At 60.0% G+C, this 16,922-nt stretch carries 16 protein-coding genes and 2 tRNA genes; 6 read left to right on the top strand and 12 right to left on the bottom strand.

Going from position 1 to position 16,922, the window contains the following annotated elements:
- The first annotated feature begins 3 nt into the window (after positions 1-3).
- On the top strand, positions 4-507 hold the full coding sequence (locus tag AC1D09_RS10045; protein ID WP_477664813.1) for a hypothetical protein: 504 nt from the start codon (positions 4-6) through the stop codon (positions 505-507).
- Between the two features lie 326 nt (positions 508-833).
- Here AC1D09_RS10045 and AC1D09_RS10040 read toward each other — a convergent pair whose 3' ends face one another.
- The 3 genes from AC1D09_RS10040 to AC1D09_RS10030 form a co-directional block, all read right to left on the bottom strand.
- Positions 834-1,625, bottom strand: coding sequence for a pPIWI-associating nuclease domain-containing protein (locus tag AC1D09_RS10040; protein ID WP_477664812.1), 792 nt, complete (start codon positions 1,623-1,625; stop codon positions 834-836).
- Positions 1,625-2,170 carry a hypothetical protein gene (locus tag AC1D09_RS10035; protein ID WP_477664811.1) on the bottom strand — a complete coding sequence of 182 codons (546 nt, stop codon included), beginning with the start codon at positions 2,168-2,170 and terminating at the stop codon, positions 1,625-1,627. Before AC1D09_RS10035 ends, AC1D09_RS10040 begins: the two co-directional genes overlap by 1 nt.
- 243 nt (positions 2,171-2,413) lie before the next feature.
- Complete coding sequence (locus AC1D09_RS10030) at positions 2,414-4,249, bottom strand: ATP-dependent nuclease (protein WP_477701034.1); 1,836 nt, start codon at positions 4,247-4,249, stop codon at positions 2,414-2,416.
- Positions 4,250-4,314: 65 nt separating this feature from the next.
- Between AC1D09_RS10030 and AC1D09_RS10025 the strand changes: the two genes are divergently transcribed.
- From AC1D09_RS10025 to AC1D09_RS10015, 3 genes are all read left to right on the top strand, one after another.
- The gene (locus AC1D09_RS10025) at positions 4,315-5,082 is read left to right on the top strand and encodes a hypothetical protein (RefSeq protein WP_477663692.1); all 768 of its coding nucleotides are present in this window, start codon (positions 4,315-4,317) and stop codon (positions 5,080-5,082) included.
- Between the two features lie 104 nt (positions 5,083-5,186).
- The gene (locus AC1D09_RS10020; protein ID WP_477663691.1) at positions 5,187-5,858 is read left to right on the top strand and encodes a hypothetical protein; all 672 of its coding nucleotides are present in this window, start codon (positions 5,187-5,189) and stop codon (positions 5,856-5,858) included.
- A gap of 233 nt (positions 5,859-6,091) precedes the next feature.
- A complete protein-coding gene (locus tag AC1D09_RS10015) occupies positions 6,092-7,174 on the top strand; it encodes a tyrosine-type recombinase/integrase (RefSeq protein WP_477663690.1) in 1,083 nt (360 codons plus the stop codon).
- Between the two features lie 6 nt (positions 7,175-7,180).
- On the opposite strand, the gene AC1D09_RS10010 is transcribed toward AC1D09_RS10015, so the two are convergent.
- From AC1D09_RS10010 to AC1D09_RS09970, 9 genes are all read right to left on the bottom strand, one after another.
- Positions 7,181-7,256 (bottom strand) — tRNA-Lys (locus AC1D09_RS10010).
- A gap of 8 nt (positions 7,257-7,264) precedes the next feature.
- Positions 7,265-7,340: transfer RNA gene (locus AC1D09_RS10005), tRNA-Lys, on the bottom strand.
- A gap of 104 nt (positions 7,341-7,444) precedes the next feature.
- Positions 7,445-8,224, bottom strand: a complete 780-nt coding sequence (locus tag AC1D09_RS10000; protein WP_477663689.1) for a tRNA threonylcarbamoyladenosine dehydratase — start codon at positions 8,222-8,224, stop codon at positions 7,445-7,447.
- A gap of 21 nt (positions 8,225-8,245) precedes the next feature.
- Positions 8,246-9,361 carry a YeeE/YedE family protein gene (locus tag AC1D09_RS09995; protein ID WP_477701033.1) on the bottom strand — a complete coding sequence of 372 codons (1,116 nt, stop codon included), beginning with the start codon at positions 9,359-9,361 and terminating at the stop codon, positions 8,246-8,248.
- A 48-nt stretch (positions 9,362-9,409) separates the two neighbouring features.
- The gene (gene ybgF / locus AC1D09_RS09990) at positions 9,410-10,171 is read right to left on the bottom strand and encodes a tol-pal system protein YbgF (RefSeq protein WP_477663687.1); all 762 of its coding nucleotides are present in this window, start codon (positions 10,169-10,171) and stop codon (positions 9,410-9,412) included.
- Positions 10,172-10,185: 14 nt separating this feature from the next.
- Complete coding sequence (gene pal, locus AC1D09_RS09985) at positions 10,186-10,719, bottom strand: peptidoglycan-associated lipoprotein Pal (RefSeq protein ID WP_477663686.1); 534 nt, start codon at positions 10,717-10,719, stop codon at positions 10,186-10,188.
- A gap of 74 nt (positions 10,720-10,793) precedes the next feature.
- Positions 10,794-12,083 (bottom strand): Tol-Pal system beta propeller repeat protein TolB, encoded by a 1,290-nt coding sequence (gene tolB / locus AC1D09_RS09980; RefSeq protein WP_477663685.1) that lies wholly within the window; start codon positions 12,081-12,083, stop codon positions 10,794-10,796.
- On the bottom strand, positions 12,080-12,952 hold the full coding sequence (locus tag AC1D09_RS09975; protein WP_477663684.1) for a glycosyltransferase family 2 protein: 873 nt from the start codon (positions 12,950-12,952) through the stop codon (positions 12,080-12,082). Before AC1D09_RS09975 ends, tolB begins: the two co-directional genes overlap by 4 nt.
- Positions 12,949-13,719, bottom strand: coding sequence for a glycosyltransferase family 2 protein (locus AC1D09_RS09970; RefSeq protein ID WP_477663683.1), 771 nt, complete (start codon positions 13,717-13,719; stop codon positions 12,949-12,951). The genes AC1D09_RS09975 and AC1D09_RS09970 overlap by 4 nt, the downstream gene beginning before the upstream one ends.
- A gap of 170 nt (positions 13,720-13,889) precedes the next feature.
- On the opposite strand from AC1D09_RS09970, the gene AC1D09_RS09965 reads away from it, so the two are divergent.
- Together AC1D09_RS09965 and msbA are read left to right on the top strand one after the other, a co-directional pair.
- Positions 13,890-15,137 (top strand): O-antigen ligase family protein, encoded by a 1,248-nt coding sequence (locus tag AC1D09_RS09965; protein WP_477701032.1) that lies wholly within the window; start codon positions 13,890-13,892, stop codon positions 15,135-15,137.
- The gene (gene msbA / locus AC1D09_RS09960) at positions 15,134-16,906 is read left to right on the top strand and encodes a lipid A export permease/ATP-binding protein MsbA (protein WP_477663681.1); all 1,773 of its coding nucleotides are present in this window, start codon (positions 15,134-15,136) and stop codon (positions 16,904-16,906) included. The genes AC1D09_RS09965 and msbA overlap by 4 nt, the downstream gene beginning before the upstream one ends.
- Positions 16,907-16,922 lie beyond the last annotated feature (16 nt).

Raw genomic sequence — 16,922 nt, 5'->3', positions numbered from 1 at the left:
TCCATGCCTTCCGCCTTGCACATGGCCGCGGACAACGCGGCACTGTCAGCCGCCGTCAAGCGCAGCCGCAAGCTGCTGAACAAGCGCGCCATGGTCGCGGCCGCGGCCAGCGCCGTGCCGGTGCCCGGCCTCGACTGGATGGTGGACGCGGCCATGCTGTCCCAGCTCATCCCCGAGATCAACAAGGAATTCGGCCTCACGCCGCAGCAGCTCGACCGGCTCGAACCGAAAAAGCGCGACCAGGTACAAAAAGCCGTGGCCCTGGTGGGCTCGGTGCTGATCGGCAAATTCATCAGCCGCGACCTGGTCATCAAGGCCGCCACCAAAATCGGCGTGCGCCTGACGGCCAAGCAGGCCGCCAAATACGTCCCGCTGGCCGGCCAGGTCGTCGCGGCCGCCGTCGGCTACGCGGCGATTCGCTACTTCGGTGAAGAGCACATGAAGGACTGCATACGGGTGGCACGGCAGGCGCAGCTCGACGTGCCGGCGCTGGGCTATCCGGCCTGAATCAAGCTGAGCTGAGCTGAGCTGAAGCCGGCCCCCGCGATTTCCCCGCGCAAAAAACAAAAGGACTTGGCCTTTCGGCCAAGTCCTTCTGAAGGATGGTGGGTTCTGACAGATTCGAACTGTCGACCTACGGATTAAGAGTGAGATAAACCCTTATATATCAATGACTTATGCTCGCCTTCGCTCGTCACGTTTCGTCAGAACTCGCCAATACTGTCACGTCTTCTATCAGTCAAGATTAAAGTCGCCATCAAAATGGGGCAAGGATCTCCCTGAGTCCACGATAGGGGCAACTAACAGTCCAGGCTTAAGATCGGGGCTACCTGTTAAAGCGGGACTTCCAATAGCTCACACAGCACCATTCGCACCCACGCGTGAACGCGGACGACCTCTGATCTGTCTGTTGCTGTATGAGTAGAAACACTTGATCTGTTATAGACGGAGCGTGTGAGTCCACCAATAATTTCCTCGATGCCGGTTACGGCTGTCTCCGGCGTTGTAATTGCGCCGGATGGAACCCCTCGAATTTTGAGTATGTAACGAACCTTCTGCTTCATCGTGGGCCTCTTCGCGTCCGGCTCTGCTTTATATCCTGGCATACCTTCAATTTCCTTATCGGGGGCGAGTATGTCTAATGTTTCGCGTAGAGCCTCTCGTAGATCCGTCGCAGGCCCTCGCCAGGAAAGACGAGCGGGTTGATCAAAGTCAAGAAGAGCTTGTTGATACGCAAGAGCGGCGCTTGGACATATCTCGTTGAGACTGGAAATGATTAGGTCATCTGCTCTCGTGCGATGACCGGCTTGAGACTTTGACGATTGCGATATGGCCAAGCCTTCGCATTCAACCAAGCCTTGCTTTGCTTCTTTGAGTAAAGTTAAACAACGGGTGGTAGACGAACTCTTTCTTGAAGCAGCGTGAATACTGTGAAAGATAGCATTGAGAGATTCGGAAAGGCTCTCGGATTGAGCGGCAATCGCTTGAACGCTATCGAAATAGTCAGTAGCGAGTTTGTGAAGTTCGGCTTTAGTGCCACGCGACTTTATCTGAGGCCCTGGCGCAGCTCGGATTGCTCTCGCTACTCGCTCTACGTTTCCAAGTAGCGCAGCAACTTTGCTCATCACTGCGCCTTAGAGCTTTTGGGCATGCTGTGAGTTACCAAGTTATAGCCAACCCTAGTCAACTTATATTCGCCGCGCGCTACAGCTTCAAAGTATCCGGATCCTTTGCAGTCGATTAGTAACTGCTCCAACTTGGTTGGGAGCTTATAGTTGGCCTGTTTAAAATAGCGCTCAATATCTGCCGTTGTGATGGTTTGTTTACGCTCGTCCTCGGGCGAGAGTTCCGACAAGTAGTACGCAACAATACATGCCATTTGCCGTGCGGAATCCGGTTGCTTTTCTTCCTTTAGCGTACGGATATCGACTCCATGCCTCATATGCGTAGGCGACCTACTCTTCTCGCTTGAAGAGGAAGCAATTGACGAATGATCTGGTTGCGGCAATGTCGCCGAGTTAGTGCCACTGGCGGAAGACGCATGCGAATCCAAAGCGAGAAAGGAGCAGACAGTTGAAATTACTGTTTGCTGCTCGCGTTTCTCAAGTGGTGTCAGCGCAGCGAGCAGTTGGTCAATTGCTTGTCCAATTGTTAGTTTTGGAGTCGTCATTAGGGGCTTCCTTGAATTATTCGCCGAAGGCCCCATTCGGTGACGGGGGCTATGAGTACAAAATTCAGATACTACGGGATCTGTCCTAAAAACATCTACTCTAATCGGAGGAGGAGTACGGAGCGTCGAAGTGAACGCGGCGATTCGCCCATGAAAGCGGGTTTCGGCATTCACAAAGCAGTGCGACCGCACTATCATGCCGTGGCGGCCCTCCGATCAGGAGCGGAACGTCATGAATATCTATCAGTAATTTTTGAGTCTTGAGGTAATACTATCTACAAGTGCCTCGACCCTTTGCTGAGTCGCCGCTTGGAGATCGACAAGTTGGACTTCACCGCGCTCAACTCGATGAAGGAACTTAAGAGCGTGTATCGCTTTGGCCGCACCGTTCTTTTTGGCCCACTTTGCATTTGCCAAGTCCATTACCGCGTCGGGTGCGGAGAGAACGTGGTTTTTGTAATCTTGTTGTTCAAAAATGTCCTCAATGCCTTCACAGCCTGGGACTTTCAGCATTCGCTGATCTGCCCATACAGGATCGTCAAGAAAAAGGTCGCGTTTGAGCGACTTGTATACCCGTTGCCCACTCGGCTCGTCGTCCAAAACAACTAGAAAATCCAGACCCCACCCGAGAAAAAGCTGTGCAAACATGCTGACATTTTGAGTCCCGGTTGCAGGTAAAAAGTGTACCTCTTGCGTATTTTTTACTAGTATCCAGAACGCCCGCAAATAGTAATAACTACTGAGCTCCTCAAGTATCACGTTATTGTGTTTCTTGATTGCAGTTTGTCTTGAGAGAGAGACACCCATCATCGTAAAGATGGGACTCAATGTGTCCCGCGAAGCGGCCCCGAGTGCATGGGCGCCAATCACTCGCGTGGGATGCTCAGGCAATACAGGATCACGTTCCACCGCGAGAATGCGGTGAAAGTATTTGTCGTTCATCAAGTGCGGGCTATGGGTGGAATAAATTACTCCAATAGATTCTCGGATTTTTTCTAGAAGCGTTAGAACGTCACCTTGCGCTTTTTCGTGTAGATTGGCGCCAGGTTCATCTAGGAGAAAGAAGAGATTGTCGTTTTCTATTGAAGAGGCTCGTAACTGAAGAAAAAATGAGATGAACCAACGGGTACCGCGACTGCGCTGTTTAGGATATAGCGGGGCAGAAGCATCTGTTATTAGGAACTCAAGATAAGGCTTTCCTGCTTTTTCGTGGGTGGCAGGGTGATGTTGAATGCCGCACTCCAGTTGAAGCGTAGCCTTTTCACCAATGGCTTGACTCCAGAACTCCAAGAAGTCTTCAGAGATTTTTTTATTCGCCGTTTTCAGAATTCCTGCTCGATCCTTGTTGTCGCTTGTGACGAGATTTTTAAGATCAACATTTGCGATACTCAGAAAATTCCAAACAGCTTGTGTACCAGACTCTTCCGGTAGATCGTAGTCATCAGTTATATCTAACTTGTCTGGAAGCAACCCAGTTTCCTCGTCAAACAATACTATGTTCGGGGCTAAAGCGAAAAGTGCGTTACGAAGTTGAGTAGCAGCTAATTGGCTTTGTTTTTCCATCACCTCCGATGGCGATTCCGTTTGTGATTCGGCGGGGGCATCATCGGACGTCTGCAAGTGGGGCACATGCGAATTTCTTTCGTACGCGACAATCAATTTGTTTATGAGTTCCGTTGCAACGTCGGGGCGCTCGATTACAAAAACTGACGTCACCTTCGTGGGCTCGGACGGATCTTTCTGCGCATCAAATCGCCATACAATTTTTTGATCCCCGTCCTTTATGACCTCTTTAACTAAAGGACGAATACTGTCGTCTTTAATCTTGCTAATTGCGTGATCAATCTCGGCCGTCGAAAATTTCGTCGCTAGCCTGATTGATGGAGGCTCGGCTCCGTGACGGAAATCATCTCGGCTCGCATGTTCGCTAGAGAATGTCGTCGCAAGGGCTTCCAAGACAGCAGTTTTGCCAGACTCGTTTTGTCCTACCAGTGCAGTCACGTTATCCACTGACAGGTTCACCCACCCCGTATCGATGATTGATCGAAAATTTTTAATCTGAAATGAAATGAGTTGCATGCTTATTGTGTCCCCTTCAGCGCGAGTGTAAATCCGACTGCACGTGCATCATTAATGAATTTAGCGTGACTAAAGCATACGGAAAACTCACCCCCGCTCAGTTTCGCGGTTTTGTCGATCAGCTACCTACGTTTCAAGCCGCCGCGGAAGAGATACGGCAGCTGATGCAGGACACACCTGACGCCAAATGGAATGACGTATTGAAGGAGGACTACAGCTGGGCCTGGGTGTATGAGTTCCCTTTGGTCGTTCACTTAGCAATCGCCATATACGCCTTCGGCTTAACTGGGTGGCTAAGCGAGGTCGCGGCTTCACCTGATCCGCAACAGCGCGTCTTGGATGATTTCGGTACTGACCTGCCGGGTGATTTTCATCCCGATATGGAAGTCCAGGACGGCATGGGCTTGGTCATATCTGTCACTCACACCCTGCAAAGTGTCCTCATGCACGGCCGCAGCCTTTCCGCGCTGATCCAGGAGGTCCGCGACAACAATGACCTCGACTCACTATTCAAAGCCATCAAGGTTGATCGAACTGTAGTCAATTGCCCCACTGTTGCGGATTGCATCGCCAAAGCTGAATTGCGGAACGACAAAGCGTTCTTCCGGCGGCTAAGCAACGCTTTCAACGGTCCCTCCAAAAAAGAGTGGGCGGGGTTGGCGGGCATGAAGTTTTCTTTCACTGTCTTGCGAGAGTCAGAGTTGAATGATTTATCGGATGACGATCTTGAGCGGCTGATGGTTCACACCCTCGACGTTTACAAGGACGTTCCAGGGGCACGGAAGAACCTTCGAATGCACTACCAAAACTTCCGCAAGTTCAAGACCATCTGAAATCGCTATTTGAGATGGTCGCCCAAAAGGGCCGACATGTTTTCAATCGATAACCGTATCAGGAAGCCAATGTGGCATGCCTGGCGCGGCAAAGGAATGAAAACATGTCCACGGACAACGCCGAGTTTGGCAAACTCCCTACTACCCCGGAAACTCTGAGACAGGCCGACCCGGATTCGCCGGACGGATGCGAAGCACCGCCCGCCGAATCCGGGTCGGAAGGTCTTCAGGGTGCGTCGCCTAGTAACACAGCACCCCATAACAGCAATAACAAGCTACCGGATGGCTTTAAGCTGCTCCGCCTAGCTGTTGATAGCCTGTATCTCTCTTACCCGGGTGACTTACATCCCAAGGTTCTGGCCCGCTTAATCGATCTCAAGGGCAAGGCCCAATCCCCGCATCTCGAGGAACAAGCCAGAGCCCAGTACGTGGCCGGGAACCACATCTTCGAGGTCAAGGACAAAGGCGCCGGCCTCTTCCCCTTCGTCCTCGACGACAACGCCTACAGAATCCAGTTCTCCCGGCCCGGCAAGAAGTTGCCCATGGCTTACGTCAAGGTCTCGGCGGAGTACCTGGCGCACAAAGGCCCCCGCCCCGTCCAAGAGGAATTGGAGGCCTATTACCAAGGCCTGGAGGTCGATGAGCTGCTGATTCAACGGGTCGCGGCTCGTTCCAGGCTCTTCAACGCAGGCGTGAACTTCCAAGGCGAGCAACCGGAAGAGCCGGAAGAATCCGAGGGCGTCAAGGCTTACCGCAAGGCGTCACGCGGTGAATAAGAGGCGGCCATCATGGATAAAACGGCTGATGAGACGGGGCTACCGCTGCCTGCGGCGCGCTGTCTCAGCAAGGAACAAGCGGCGGCCTACCTGGGGATCGGGGTCACACTCCTGGCTGAACTGGCTATCCCTCATGTGCGCTTTGGTCGTCGCTGCGTCTACGACAAGCTTGACATCGACGCCTGGCTCGATAACTATAAGGACGAGCGAAGGCGGGCCGGAAAGGACAATTTATGGCCCGTAATGAAGGTGTCTACAGGAGGCCGGATTCCGGTTTCTGGTGGATTAATACAACGCTCCCCAACGGCAAAAGAGTACGCCAAAGCGCTGGGACTGAAATCAGAGAGGATGCCGAAGCGTATCTAGCGAAACTCAAGCTGGATGTGTACCGGGAGACCCACTTTGGATTGAAGCCTCAACGTAGCTGGCAGGAGGCCGTTGTCCGGTATCTCGAGCTGAAGCGGACATTGAGAAGTTTTTCGGATGTGCAGCGGATTTGCCGCTCTCTTGATCCTTACCTGGGGTCGATGATGCTCAATCAAATCAATGGTGATGTGATTTGGGCCGTCGTTCAGGGGGAACTCAAGAAGGGTAACAAGCCTGCTACGGTAAATCGCTACCTGTCCACGATACGCGGCCTTTTTCGGATGGCTCGCGATGAGTGGCAGTGGATCGACACCTTTCCGAAAATCAGGCTCCTGACCGGTGAAGTCGAGCGGGACCGCTGGTTGACGCGTGAAGAGGCGGATCGATTGATTCGCTGCTGTGCGCCCCATCTGGCGGCCCTGGTACGGTTTGCCCTGGCAACAGGCTGCCGCGCATCCGAGATAACGGGTCTGGAGTGGAATCGGGTGGATTTGAACCGGCATACCGCCTGGCTCAATAAAACCAAGAATGGCACGCCCCGGGGAGTACCGTTGAATGAAGATGCTAAAGAAGTCTTGAGGGAGCAGATTGGCAAGAGCCTGACGCACTGTTTCACCTTTCGGGGCGAACCGATGCGTTATCAGGTTACCAATTCTGCCTGGCATACAGCGCTTGAGGCTGCCGGCATTTCGGATTTTCGGTTTCATGACCTGCGCCATACGTGGGCTTCATGGCATCGTCAGGCGGGAACGTCTTGCGATGAGCTCAAGGAATTGGGCGGCTGGAAGTCCAGGGAGATGGTGGACCGCTATGCGAAGTATGGAACGGAGCACCTGGCTACGGCTGCCACGCGGATCGTCCGCTTGAAGCCTGAAACCGAGGGGAATCTGGTCACGTTTTTGTCACGTTCAGAAAGACAAAAGGACCTAGCCTTGCGGCTAAGTCCTTGAGTTATATGGTGGGTTCTGACAGATTCGAACTGTCGACCTACGGATTAAGAGTCCGCTGCTCTACCAACTGAGCTAAGAACCCGGAAATTCTGGTGGGACCAGCGGGGGTCGAACCCACGACAAACGGATTAAAAGTCCGCTGCTCTACCAACTGAGCTATGGTCCCGAGTTATATCACAGGGTTTCCCTCGCGATACATTCCGGTATTTGCCACTTCAAGAGCAGCAAAGCCTTGAATTATAGCGTGGTTTTTTAGCGCTCCGCAAAAACTCAGGCGGCAATTTTGTCGAGTGCCCAGCCGGCCGCGCACAGGCCGAAGGTCGAGGTCACGCTGACCACAGAGCCATAACCATGGCAGTTCAGGCTGCCGTCGCTTTGGGCCGCGGCGGCGGGCTGCAGCACGGCCTCGCGGCTGAACACGCAGGCCACGCCCATCTTGCCTTTGCGCGCCGCGCCGTGCTCCTTGCGCAGGCGGTAGCGCAGTTGCGCCAGCAAGGGGTCGTGCGTGACCAGCGACAGGTCGTCGATGTCCACGCGGTGCGCCAGCCGCTTGCCGCCCGCCGCGCCCACACTGACGAAGTTGACTTTGTTGGCAATGGCCCAGGCGGCCATGGCGGTCTTGGCTTTCACCTGGTCGCAGGCGTCGATCACGGCCAGTTGCTTGCGCTCGAACCCGTCCTCGAGGCCCAGAATGCCCGGCCAGTTGGCGGCGTCGACGAATTCCTCGATACCGTCGACGCGGCAGCCCGGATGGATTTGCGCGATGCGTTCACGCATGGCCTGCACCTTGGCCTGCCCCAGGGTGCTGTCCAGCGCATGGACCTGGCGGTTGATATTGGATTCGGCGATGTGGTCCAGGTCTATCAGGGTCAGCCGGGCCACGCCGCTGCGGGCCGCGGCTTCGGCCGCCCAGGAGCCCACGCCGCCCAGGCCCACAACCACGATGTGCGCCTGGCGTATGCGCTGCGCGCCCGCCGCGCCGTAAAGGCGTGCCAGGCCGCCGAAGCGGCGCTCCAGGTCGGCGGGGAGTTCTTCGATCAGGGAAGTCATGGCCGTGAAGCTATGCGGGCCTCAGGCCTGGCGCTCAAGCCGCCAGATCTGGTATTTCAAGCCCGCCACGCAGCCCGCGAGTATGGCCGCCAGCGCCACAAAGCTCGTGAAGCTCAGGGTCGAGATGCCCGACAGGCCCTGCCCCACGGTGCAGCCCATGGCGCAGACACCGCCCACGCCCATCAGCGTGGCGCCCACCAGGTGGTTGGCCGTGTCTTCCGCGTCGCGAAAGCCTTCCCAGCGGAAGCTGCGCGACAGCAGCGCATAAATGGCCGAGCCCGCCACCACGCCGAACACCGACACAATGCCCAGCGTGAGCACCTTGCTCTTGTCGCTGAAGAACATCAGCCAGTCCACGGTGTAGGCCACCGGCGAGACAAAACTCAGCGCCTCGGCCCGGCCCGAGTTGGTGGCCAGAAAAGCCTCCTGCAAGGTCTCGGGGTGTTCGGCCACATAGCCCAGGTGCCCGCTGACCCACCACATGGCAGCGATGACGCCGCCTATGCCCAGGCCCGCGAGCAGGCTGTCGAAGCGGCGGAAATCCTCGCTGAACAGGGCCCAGACGATCAGGCCCAGGCCGATGAGGATGGCCAGGCCTATGCCGGCCGCGGCCGGCGTGATGCCGATGGCGCCGGCCACCCAGTTCGGGAGAGTTGCATTGCCAGTGAAATCAATCGCGACCTTGTCGACGGTGGCCACGCGGACCACGGCGGTGATGCCCTTGAGCGTGGCGAAGGCCGCGATACCCATCACGGCAAACACCACCACGGACTTGAGGCTGCCGCCGCCTATGCGCACCAGGGTCTTGCTGCCGCAGCCCGAAGCCAGCACCATGCCGAAACCGAACATCGCGCCGCCCACCAGGGCCGAGAGCCAGATAAAGCGGTTGGAGGCGTAAAGCGTCTTGGCAGGGTCTATGACGCCGGCGGCTGCCATGGTGAAGAAGCCGATCATCGCAACGCCTATGGCCATGCCCCACATGCGCATGCGCGTCCAGTCGCCCATGTTCACGATGTCGCTGACGGCGCCCATGGTGCAGAAGTGGGTGCGCTGGGCAATCGCGCCAAAAACCATGGCCAGAATGAAACCGGCCCAGAGAACCTGGGCCGTGAGACTGTTGAGTGCGGAGATGTCCATCGCCCAATTTTAGTGGGGAATGAACATAGGCTCCTTTGAAGCGCCCCGCTACTTCAGCTTGGCCAGCCGCTCCTTGGCGACGGAAGCCGCTTCTGCCTGGGGATAGGCCTTGACCAGGTCTTCCAGCGTCTTGCGGGCCGACTTGACGTCCTTGAGTTCCACCTGGCAGTTGGCCATCGAAAGCATGGCTTCCGGCGCGCGCGTATGGTCGGGTTCAGCCGTCACCAGCGAGCGGAAATTGGTCACCGCATCACGGTAGTTGCGCAGGGCGTACTGCGCATTGCCGAGCCAGAACAGGGACGAAGCCCGGTAGCCGGTCTGCGGATAGCGCTTGAGGAAAGCCAGGAAACCAGTCTGCGCGCCGGCAAAGTCGCCCTTGCGCAGCGTGGCCAGCGCGGTTTCGAACTCCTGCCTTTCGGCCGGCTCGGCGACAAACTCCTTGCCGTCCACGTTGACCTTGCCCGGCTCGAACTTGCGCAGGCGCTCATCCACACCCGTCGTCAGGTCCTTCTGGGTGCGCTGCATCTCGGCCAGGTTGCGCGTGAGGTTCTCGTTCTGCCCGCGCATGGTGGCGAGTTCATTGCGCAAGGCTTCGATCTGGTTGGACAGGTCCAGCAGGCTGCGGCGCAGCTGGGCATTGTCCTCGGTGGTCCTGCGCAGCTCTTCGGCCGTGCGGGTTTGCGCCGCATCGACTTTCTGGCGCAAATCGAGGATCGCCCGGCGAGCCTCGTCGTCTTCAAACAGCCCCGCATGCGCGTTGAACGCCAGCAGGCCGGCCGCGAGGATCGCGGCGATCCGGAAGGTCTTCACGGTCGGCACCCGGCTTAGCGGTAGCTCAGTTCAGCGCGGCGGTTCTTCGCCATGGCTTCCTCGTCGGTGCCCGGCACCGCGGGTTTTTCCTTGCCGAAGCTCACGGCCTCGACCTGCGCATCGGCCACGCCCAGCAGGCCCAGCGCGCGGCGCACGGCCTCGGCGCGTTTCTGGCCCAGGGCCAGGTTGTACTCGCGGCCGCCGCGCTCGTCGGTGTGGCCTTCGATGGCCATCTTGCGGCCCTTGTTGGCGGTCAGGTACTTGGCATGGGCCTCGATCACGCCCTGGAACTCGGGCTTGACCACATAGCTGTCGAAATCAAAGTAGATGACCTTGGCCACATTGGCCGGGCCCGCGAGCGACGCATCGGCGCCTTCCACCTGCACCGGCTGCACACCGCGGCCGCTGGCGCCCGACGGGTCGCCTTGTGTGGCCTGGCCCGTGCGGTCTTCGACGGGAACGTCATTGAGCTTGACGCCGGAGCCGCAGGCCGTCAGCGTGGCCGCCAGGACCAGGGAGGAGATGATGGAAAAAATTCTGCGTTTCATGAAGTACCTCTACAAAAAATAAAAATGGGCCGGATCGAAAACGGTGGCTTGAAGCGCCTGCCTGGCGCTGTGGATCAACGCTGGAAGGGTCCCCAATCGGGCTCCCGGATATCGCCGCTGGCACCGGACAGCTTGGCTTTGATCTTGCCGTCCAGCGTGGTGGTCATCAGCGCTTCCCTGCCCTGCTGGTGGGTCGCGTAGACGATCAGGCGGCTGTTGGGCGCGAAGCTCGGGCTCTCGTCGGCCGAAGTTTCGGTGATTGGAGTGACGGTCCCCGTCGCAAGTTCCATGACGTGCAGCTTGAAGGCGCCACCCACCCGGGAGATGTAGGCCAGCCAGCGCCCGTCGGGGCTGATCGCGGGGGAGATGTTGTAGCTCCCGGTAAAGGTCACGCGCTCGGCATTGCCGCCGTTCGGGCTCATGCGGTAGATCTGCGGCGCGCCGCCGCGGTCGCTGACGAAGTAGATATAGCGCCCGTCGGGCGAGAAAGCAGGCTCGGTGTCTATGCTGGAAGACTGGGTCAGCCGCTTGGGGTCGCCGCCATTGAGGCCTATGGCGTAGAGCTGCGAGCCGCCGTCGCGGCTCAGCGTCGCCACCAGCTGTTTGCCGTCCGGCGACCAGGCCGGCGCGCTGTTGGAGCCGCGGAAGTTGGCCAGCAGGCGCCGCTTGCCGCTGGCCACGTCGTGGGCGTAGATCACCGGCTTGCGCGATTCAAACGACACATAGGCCAGCTGCGCGCCGTTGGGCGACCAGGCCGGCGAGATGATGGGCTCCGGGCTGGTCAGGGCCGACTGCGCGCCCTCCCCGTCGGAGTCGGCCACCCAGAGGTTGTACTTTTGCGCCGCCTTGGTCACATAGGCGATGCGCGTCGAGAAAATGCCCTTTTCACCGGTCAGTTTTTCATAGACAAAATCAGAGATGCGGTGCGCCGACAGGCGCAGGTCGGCCGGGCCCACGGTGTAGCTCTGCCCGCCCAGGTCCTGGCCGCGCACGATGTCCCACAGGCGCAGGCGCACGTCGTAGCGGCCGTCGGCCAGCAAGCTCACGCTGCCCGTGACCATGGAGTCCGCGCCCTTTTGCCGCCAGGCCGTCAGGTCCGGGCGGGTGTTCTCGTCGGCGGTGACGCCGGTGGTGTCGACCGGGCGGAACATGCCGCTGCGCTCGAGGTCGGCCCGCACGATGGCGCCGATTTTTTGCGGCGCCTGCGCGTCCCCGCGAAACGCGGCGACGGCAATGGGCAATTGGGTCAGGCCGACACCGGACACCTCGACGCGAAATTGCGCCAAAGCCGGCAGGACAGGGAAAGCGCCGGCCGCCAGCAGGCTGACGAGGGTGCGGCGGCGTAGAAAAGGTGCAATGCTCATAGGGAAGGGTTGAATCCGTTCAGGGGAGTTATTTTGACGGTGGATTTGACGCCGGGGGAAGAATCAAGTTCACGAAGCCCTTTGTCGGCCAGGACCACATCGGTTTTCATGCGCTCAAGCACCCTTTTTTTGTTGATGGACTCCTGGTCGCGCGGGTTCTCGCGGTGCCAGAGGTGAAAGACTTCGGTGCCCATGAAACCGTTTTTGCGGTGAATGCCCAGGTGGTGAAGCCTGAGCACGAGGTCGGCATCTTCGTGCCCCCAGCCTTCGAAGGTTTCATCAAATCCGTTGACATCGGCAAAGTCCGCGCGCCAGACGCCCAGGTTGCAGCTGCGTATGCCATGCCAGTGAAAGTCCGGTTTTACCCTGAATAAACGCCGCGGCCAGGGGAGCAGGTGCAATAATTTGTTGCTGCCCCCCGAGAGCCGTGCCCCCAGCCAGAACCATACAGGACGGCTGGGCAGGTCGATAGCGCCATTGACTACACGTTCTGTCAGACGTTGGCTGACAAGCACCCGGCTGCCGTTCACAAAGCAGCCTTTTTCAGCAAGCCGCGTGTGCGCGGCCACAAATGCCTTGTTGGGCACACAGTCGCCGTCCAGAAAGACCAGGTAGTCGCCCGTGGCCTGGCTGGCCCCGAGGTTGCGCGCCCGCGCCGCGGTAAAACCCACGTCGGGGTGCCAGATGTGGCGGGCCGGGCACTTGAACGCGGGGCATTGCTCGAGCAGCATCTGCACCTGTTCGGGCCGCGAGCCGTCGTCGGCCACCAGCACCTCATGGCCTTCACCGCACTGCGCAGCCAGCGACCGCAACACGGCCAGCAAGGCATCCGTGCGGTTGTAGGTCAGGACGATAAAGCTGATCTTCATCGCCCGCCCGGCGCTCCCCCGGCGCCCCGCTGCAGCAGCCACAGCTTCAAGTAGCGGTAATAGGTGCCCTCGGCGTTGGAGACGGCCAGCACCAGGCCCATCCTGCCGTCGAGGAAACCCAGGCGCAGAAAGTAGGTGCGTATGAAAGCCCACAGGCCGTGCCCTATGGCCTTGCCGACCGAGGCTGTTTTGCCCTTGCCCTGCAGGCTCTGCGCGCCCGCCGTGGAATAGCGGTTGGCCTTGTCCAGGACCGCCTCGAAGTTGCGGAAACTCTCGTGCAGCAGCTCGGAGCGCAGCTGGCCGACCGGCCCCTGGGCCAGCACTTTTTCATGCACCAGGTCCTCGCTGAAGCGGGCCGCCGTGCGGCGGAACAGCCGGGTGACCCGGTCCGGGTACCAGCCCGAATGGCGCATGTACTGCCCGCAATAGCTCGAGAGCCGGGGAAAGGAATACACATCGAAGGCCGGGGCCCGCAGGCAGGCCAGGATTTCCAGCTGCAGCTCGGGCGTCACCCGCTCGTCGGCGTCCAGGGACAGCACCCAGTCCGAGGTGGCCAGCGCCAGCGCCCGGTTCTTCTGGATGCCGAAGCCCTGCCAGTCAGGGCTGGCGCTGACTTCGGCGCCCAGGGATCGGGCGATCTGCACGGTGTTGTCGGTACTGCCGGAATCGAGCACCACGACCTGGTCCGCGAAGCTCACGGAGCGAAGGCAGGCCTCCATGTTGTGGGCCTCGTTGTGGGTGATGACTGTGACGGACAAGCTTGCCAACGAATGCCTTTGCAATGAGGTGAAGAAGGAAACCGCCCAGGATTTTGCCAGTGAAACCGGCCCCGCTTGACGCGCTGACAGCATAGCAGAGCCCCCCGGCATGCAAGGCCTTGGCCGGAAACGGAATCGCCGATAATGCGGGGCAACCCCTACGGCAACCCCAGACCATTTTGCGAACAAAAACAATCAATTTCCGGCTCGCCATCATCTGCCTGGCGGCGGCTTCCGTGGGGTTGTCCATCGCCATCATCAGCATCGCCAAGCTGTTCTTGCTGGCCTGCTTCCTGGCCTTCCCCTTGCTCGCCAGGAATCTGCCGAAGAACGGTGCCTCCCTGACAAAAACCTGGACGCCGGCGGCCGTGCTGCTCGTGCTGGTGGCGTTTGCGCTAAGCCTGCTCTGGACGGTCGCGCCGCAAAAGGAAGCCCTTGGCTCGCTCGCCAAGTACGGCAAACTCGCCATCATCATCGCCATGATGGCCCTGATCCGGGACCGCCGCGAGGCGAGCTGCGCCCTGGCCGCATTTGCGCTTGCACAGTTGCTGGTGGTGGCCAGTTCGTGGCTGCTTTTTGCCCACCTGCCGGTAGCCTGGGCCAGTTCCCGTACGACGCTGAGCCACTACACCGTCTTTTCCGGCTACCTCGACCAGGGCATCATGAGCGCCGTATTCGCCGCGGTGTGCTGGCATTTGCGGGGCATGGTGCCTGGCCGCTACGGGCCGCAAGCCGCCACCGTGGTGGCGCTGGCCTCCCTGGCCAACGTGTTCTTCGTGCTGGCCGGCCGCAGCGGCCAGGCGGTCGGCGTCACCCTGCTGTCCCTGGCCATCATGTGGCAGCTTCCCAAAAAATACCGCATCGCCGCGGTGGCCCTGCCCTTTGTGCTGATGCTGGTGCTGTTTGCGAGCTCCCCGACGATGCGGGAAAGGCTCACGCTGCTCAAGACCGAAGTGCAAGCCTATTCGCCGCAGCAGGACACCAACACTTCATCGGGCGTGCGGCTGACGTTCTGGCGGACCGCCGCCCAGCTTATCGTTCAAAAGCCGCTTGTGGGCGCGGGCATAGGCAGCTGGAGCACCGAATACAACCGGATGGAGCGCCAGAAAAATCCGGCCCACAGCGATATAGAACCCAACGGCAACCCGCACCAGGAATACCTGCTCTGGGGCGTGCAGCTCGGCGTTCCCGGCCTGCTGCTGATCGCCGGCTTCATGCTCTCGGTGCTGCGCGACACCCTGAAGATGGAAATACCCCACGCCCGGGCCGCGCAATCCGCCCTGCTGGCGCTGGCTGTGGCCTGCCTGTTCAATTCCACCCTTTACGACGGCCTGATCGGCGATTTTTTCTGCGTCCTGATCGGCCTGCTGCTGGCATTGGGACTGAGCAAACCCGCCGTGCCGCCCCCACCCCAACACGCAACGTGAGCTCTCCCACCGATACCCAAGCCCCCGCCGCGGCCGCCAGGCTGAGCCTGTGGCGCCGCCTCGCGCGGGTCTGGCCCTACTTCAGCGGCTCGCGCACGGGCTGGGCGCTGGCCGTGGGCGCGACCATCGTCGGCTCGGCCACCGAACCCTTTGTGCCGGCCCTGCTCAAGCCGCTGCTGGACCGCGGCTTCCAGAAGGGCGCGCTGGACCTCTGGCTGGTGCCGGTGACCCTGATCCTGCTGTTCGCCGTGCGCGGCATCTCCGGTTTTGTGGCGCAGTACGCGCTGGCCAAGGTCACCAACGAGGGCCTGCAGTCGCTGCGCCGCGCCATGTTCGGCAAGCTGCTGAGTTCGCGCCTGTCGCTGTTCGCGGACCAGTCCTCCAGCGCTCTCGCCAACACCGTGGTCTACGAGGTGTTCAACGGCTCGTCGATGATGATCAACGCGGTCATGAAGCTGGCGCGCGACGTGCTCACGCTGGCGGCGCTGGTGGCCTACCTGCTGTTCCTCAACTGGAAGCTGATGCTCATCGTCTCCCTGCTGTTCCCGGCGGTCGCGCTGGTGATCCAGCTGCTGACGCGGCGCCTGTACCGCCTGACCCGCGAAAGCCAGGTGGCCACCGACAACCTGGCCTACGTCGTGGAAGAAAACGTGCTGGCCCACCGCGACGTGCGCCTGCACGGCGCGCAGGCCGGCCAGGCTTCCCGCTTCGAGGCGCTGAGCAACACGCTGCGCCGCCTGTCCATCAAATCCACCGTCGCCTATGCCGGCATGAGCGCCATCACCCAGGTGCTGGCCGCCATGGCCCTGTCGGCGGTCATCTCCATCGCCCTGCTCCAGGGCTCGGAAAACACCACCACGGTGGGCGGCTTCGTGGCCTTTGTGACGGCCATGCTGCTGCTGATCGCCCCCATCAAAAGCCTGTCCGACGGCGCCACGCCCATCACGCGCGGCCTGGCGGCGCTGGAGCGCGGGCTGGACCTGGTCGACCTGGTCGAGGACGAAAGCAGCGGCGGCTTCGCCCAGGCCAGGGCCGCCGGGGACATCGAATTGTCCGGCGTGAGCGTGGTCTACAAGCCGGATGCGCCGCCGGCGCTGGACCAGGTGAGCCTCTCGATACGCGCCGGCGAAACCGTGGCCCTGGTGGGATCATCCGGCTCCGGCAAGACCACCCTGGCCAGCCTGCTGCCGCGCTTTGTCGACTACAGCGCCGGCAGCATCAGGCTGGACGGCACCGAGCTGCGGGACTGGAACCTGGCATCCCTGCGCTCGCAGTTCGCCTTCGTGAGCCAGCATGTCGTCATGTTCAACAACAGCATGGCCTTCAACGTCGCGCTGGGCCAGTCCTTTGACCGCGACAAAGTTGTGCGCTGCCTGGCCGCGGCCAACCTGGGCCAGCTGCTCGAGGAATTGCCGCAAGGCATAGACACGGTGCTGGGCCACAACGCCATGCAGCTGTCCGGCGGCCAGCGCCAGCGCCTGGCGATTGCCCGGGCGCTGTACAAGGACGCGCCCGTGCTGATCCTCGACGAAGCCACCTCGGCCCTGGACACCGAATCGGAAAAAGCCGTGCAGGAGGCCATACAGCGGCTGGCCGCGGGCCGCACCTCGCTGATCATCGCCCACCGGCTGTCCACCATCCAGCACGCCGACCGCATCATCATGATGAACGCCGGCCGCATCGTCGAGCAGGGCAGCCATGCCGAGCTGCTCCAGAATAACGGCGCCTACGCCCACCTTTACCGCCTGGGCTTCCAGGGCGCAGCCTAGAACAACGGAATCCTAT

The organism is Polaromonas sp. P1_A2, from assembly GCF_056406895.1.
This window is presented reverse-complemented; position numbering and strand designations above follow the sequence as displayed.

Coding starts and splice junctions, on each gene's coding strand:
- AC1D09_RS10000 (WP_477663689.1), bottom strand. CDS start 8,224: ATGACTTCCCTGATCGAAGAACTCCCCGCCGACCTGGAGCGCCGCTTC.
- AC1D09_RS10045 (WP_477664813.1), top strand. CDS start 4: ATGCCTTCCGCCTTGCACATGGCCGCGGACAACGCGGCACTGTCAGCC.
- tolB (WP_477663685.1), bottom strand. CDS start 12,083: ATGAGCATTGCACCTTTTCTACGCCGCCGCACCCTCGTCAGCCTGCTG.
- AC1D09_RS09975 (WP_477663684.1), bottom strand. CDS start 12,952: ATGAAGATCAGCTTTATCGTCCTGACCTACAACCGCACGGATGCCTTG.
- AC1D09_RS10030 (WP_477701034.1), bottom strand. CDS start 4,249: ATGCAACTCATTTCATTTCAGATTAAAAATTTTCGATCAATCATCGAT.
- AC1D09_RS09995 (WP_477701033.1), bottom strand. CDS start 9,361: ATGGACATCTCCGCACTCAACAGTCTCACGGCCCAGGTTCTCTGGGCC.
- pal (WP_477663686.1), bottom strand. CDS start 10,719: ATGAAACGCAGAATTTTTTCCATCATCTCCTCCCTGGTCCTGGCGGCC.
- AC1D09_RS10015 (WP_477663690.1), top strand. CDS start 6,092: ATGGCCCGTAATGAAGGTGTCTACAGGAGGCCGGATTCCGGTTTCTGG.
- AC1D09_RS10020 (WP_477663691.1), top strand. CDS start 5,187: ATGTCCACGGACAACGCCGAGTTTGGCAAACTCCCTACTACCCCGGAA.
- AC1D09_RS10035 (WP_477664811.1), bottom strand. CDS start 2,170: ATGACGACTCCAAAACTAACAATTGGACAAGCAATTGACCAACTGCTC.
- AC1D09_RS10040 (WP_477664812.1), bottom strand. CDS start 1,625: ATGAGCAAAGTTGCTGCGCTACTTGGAAACGTAGAGCGAGTAGCGAGA.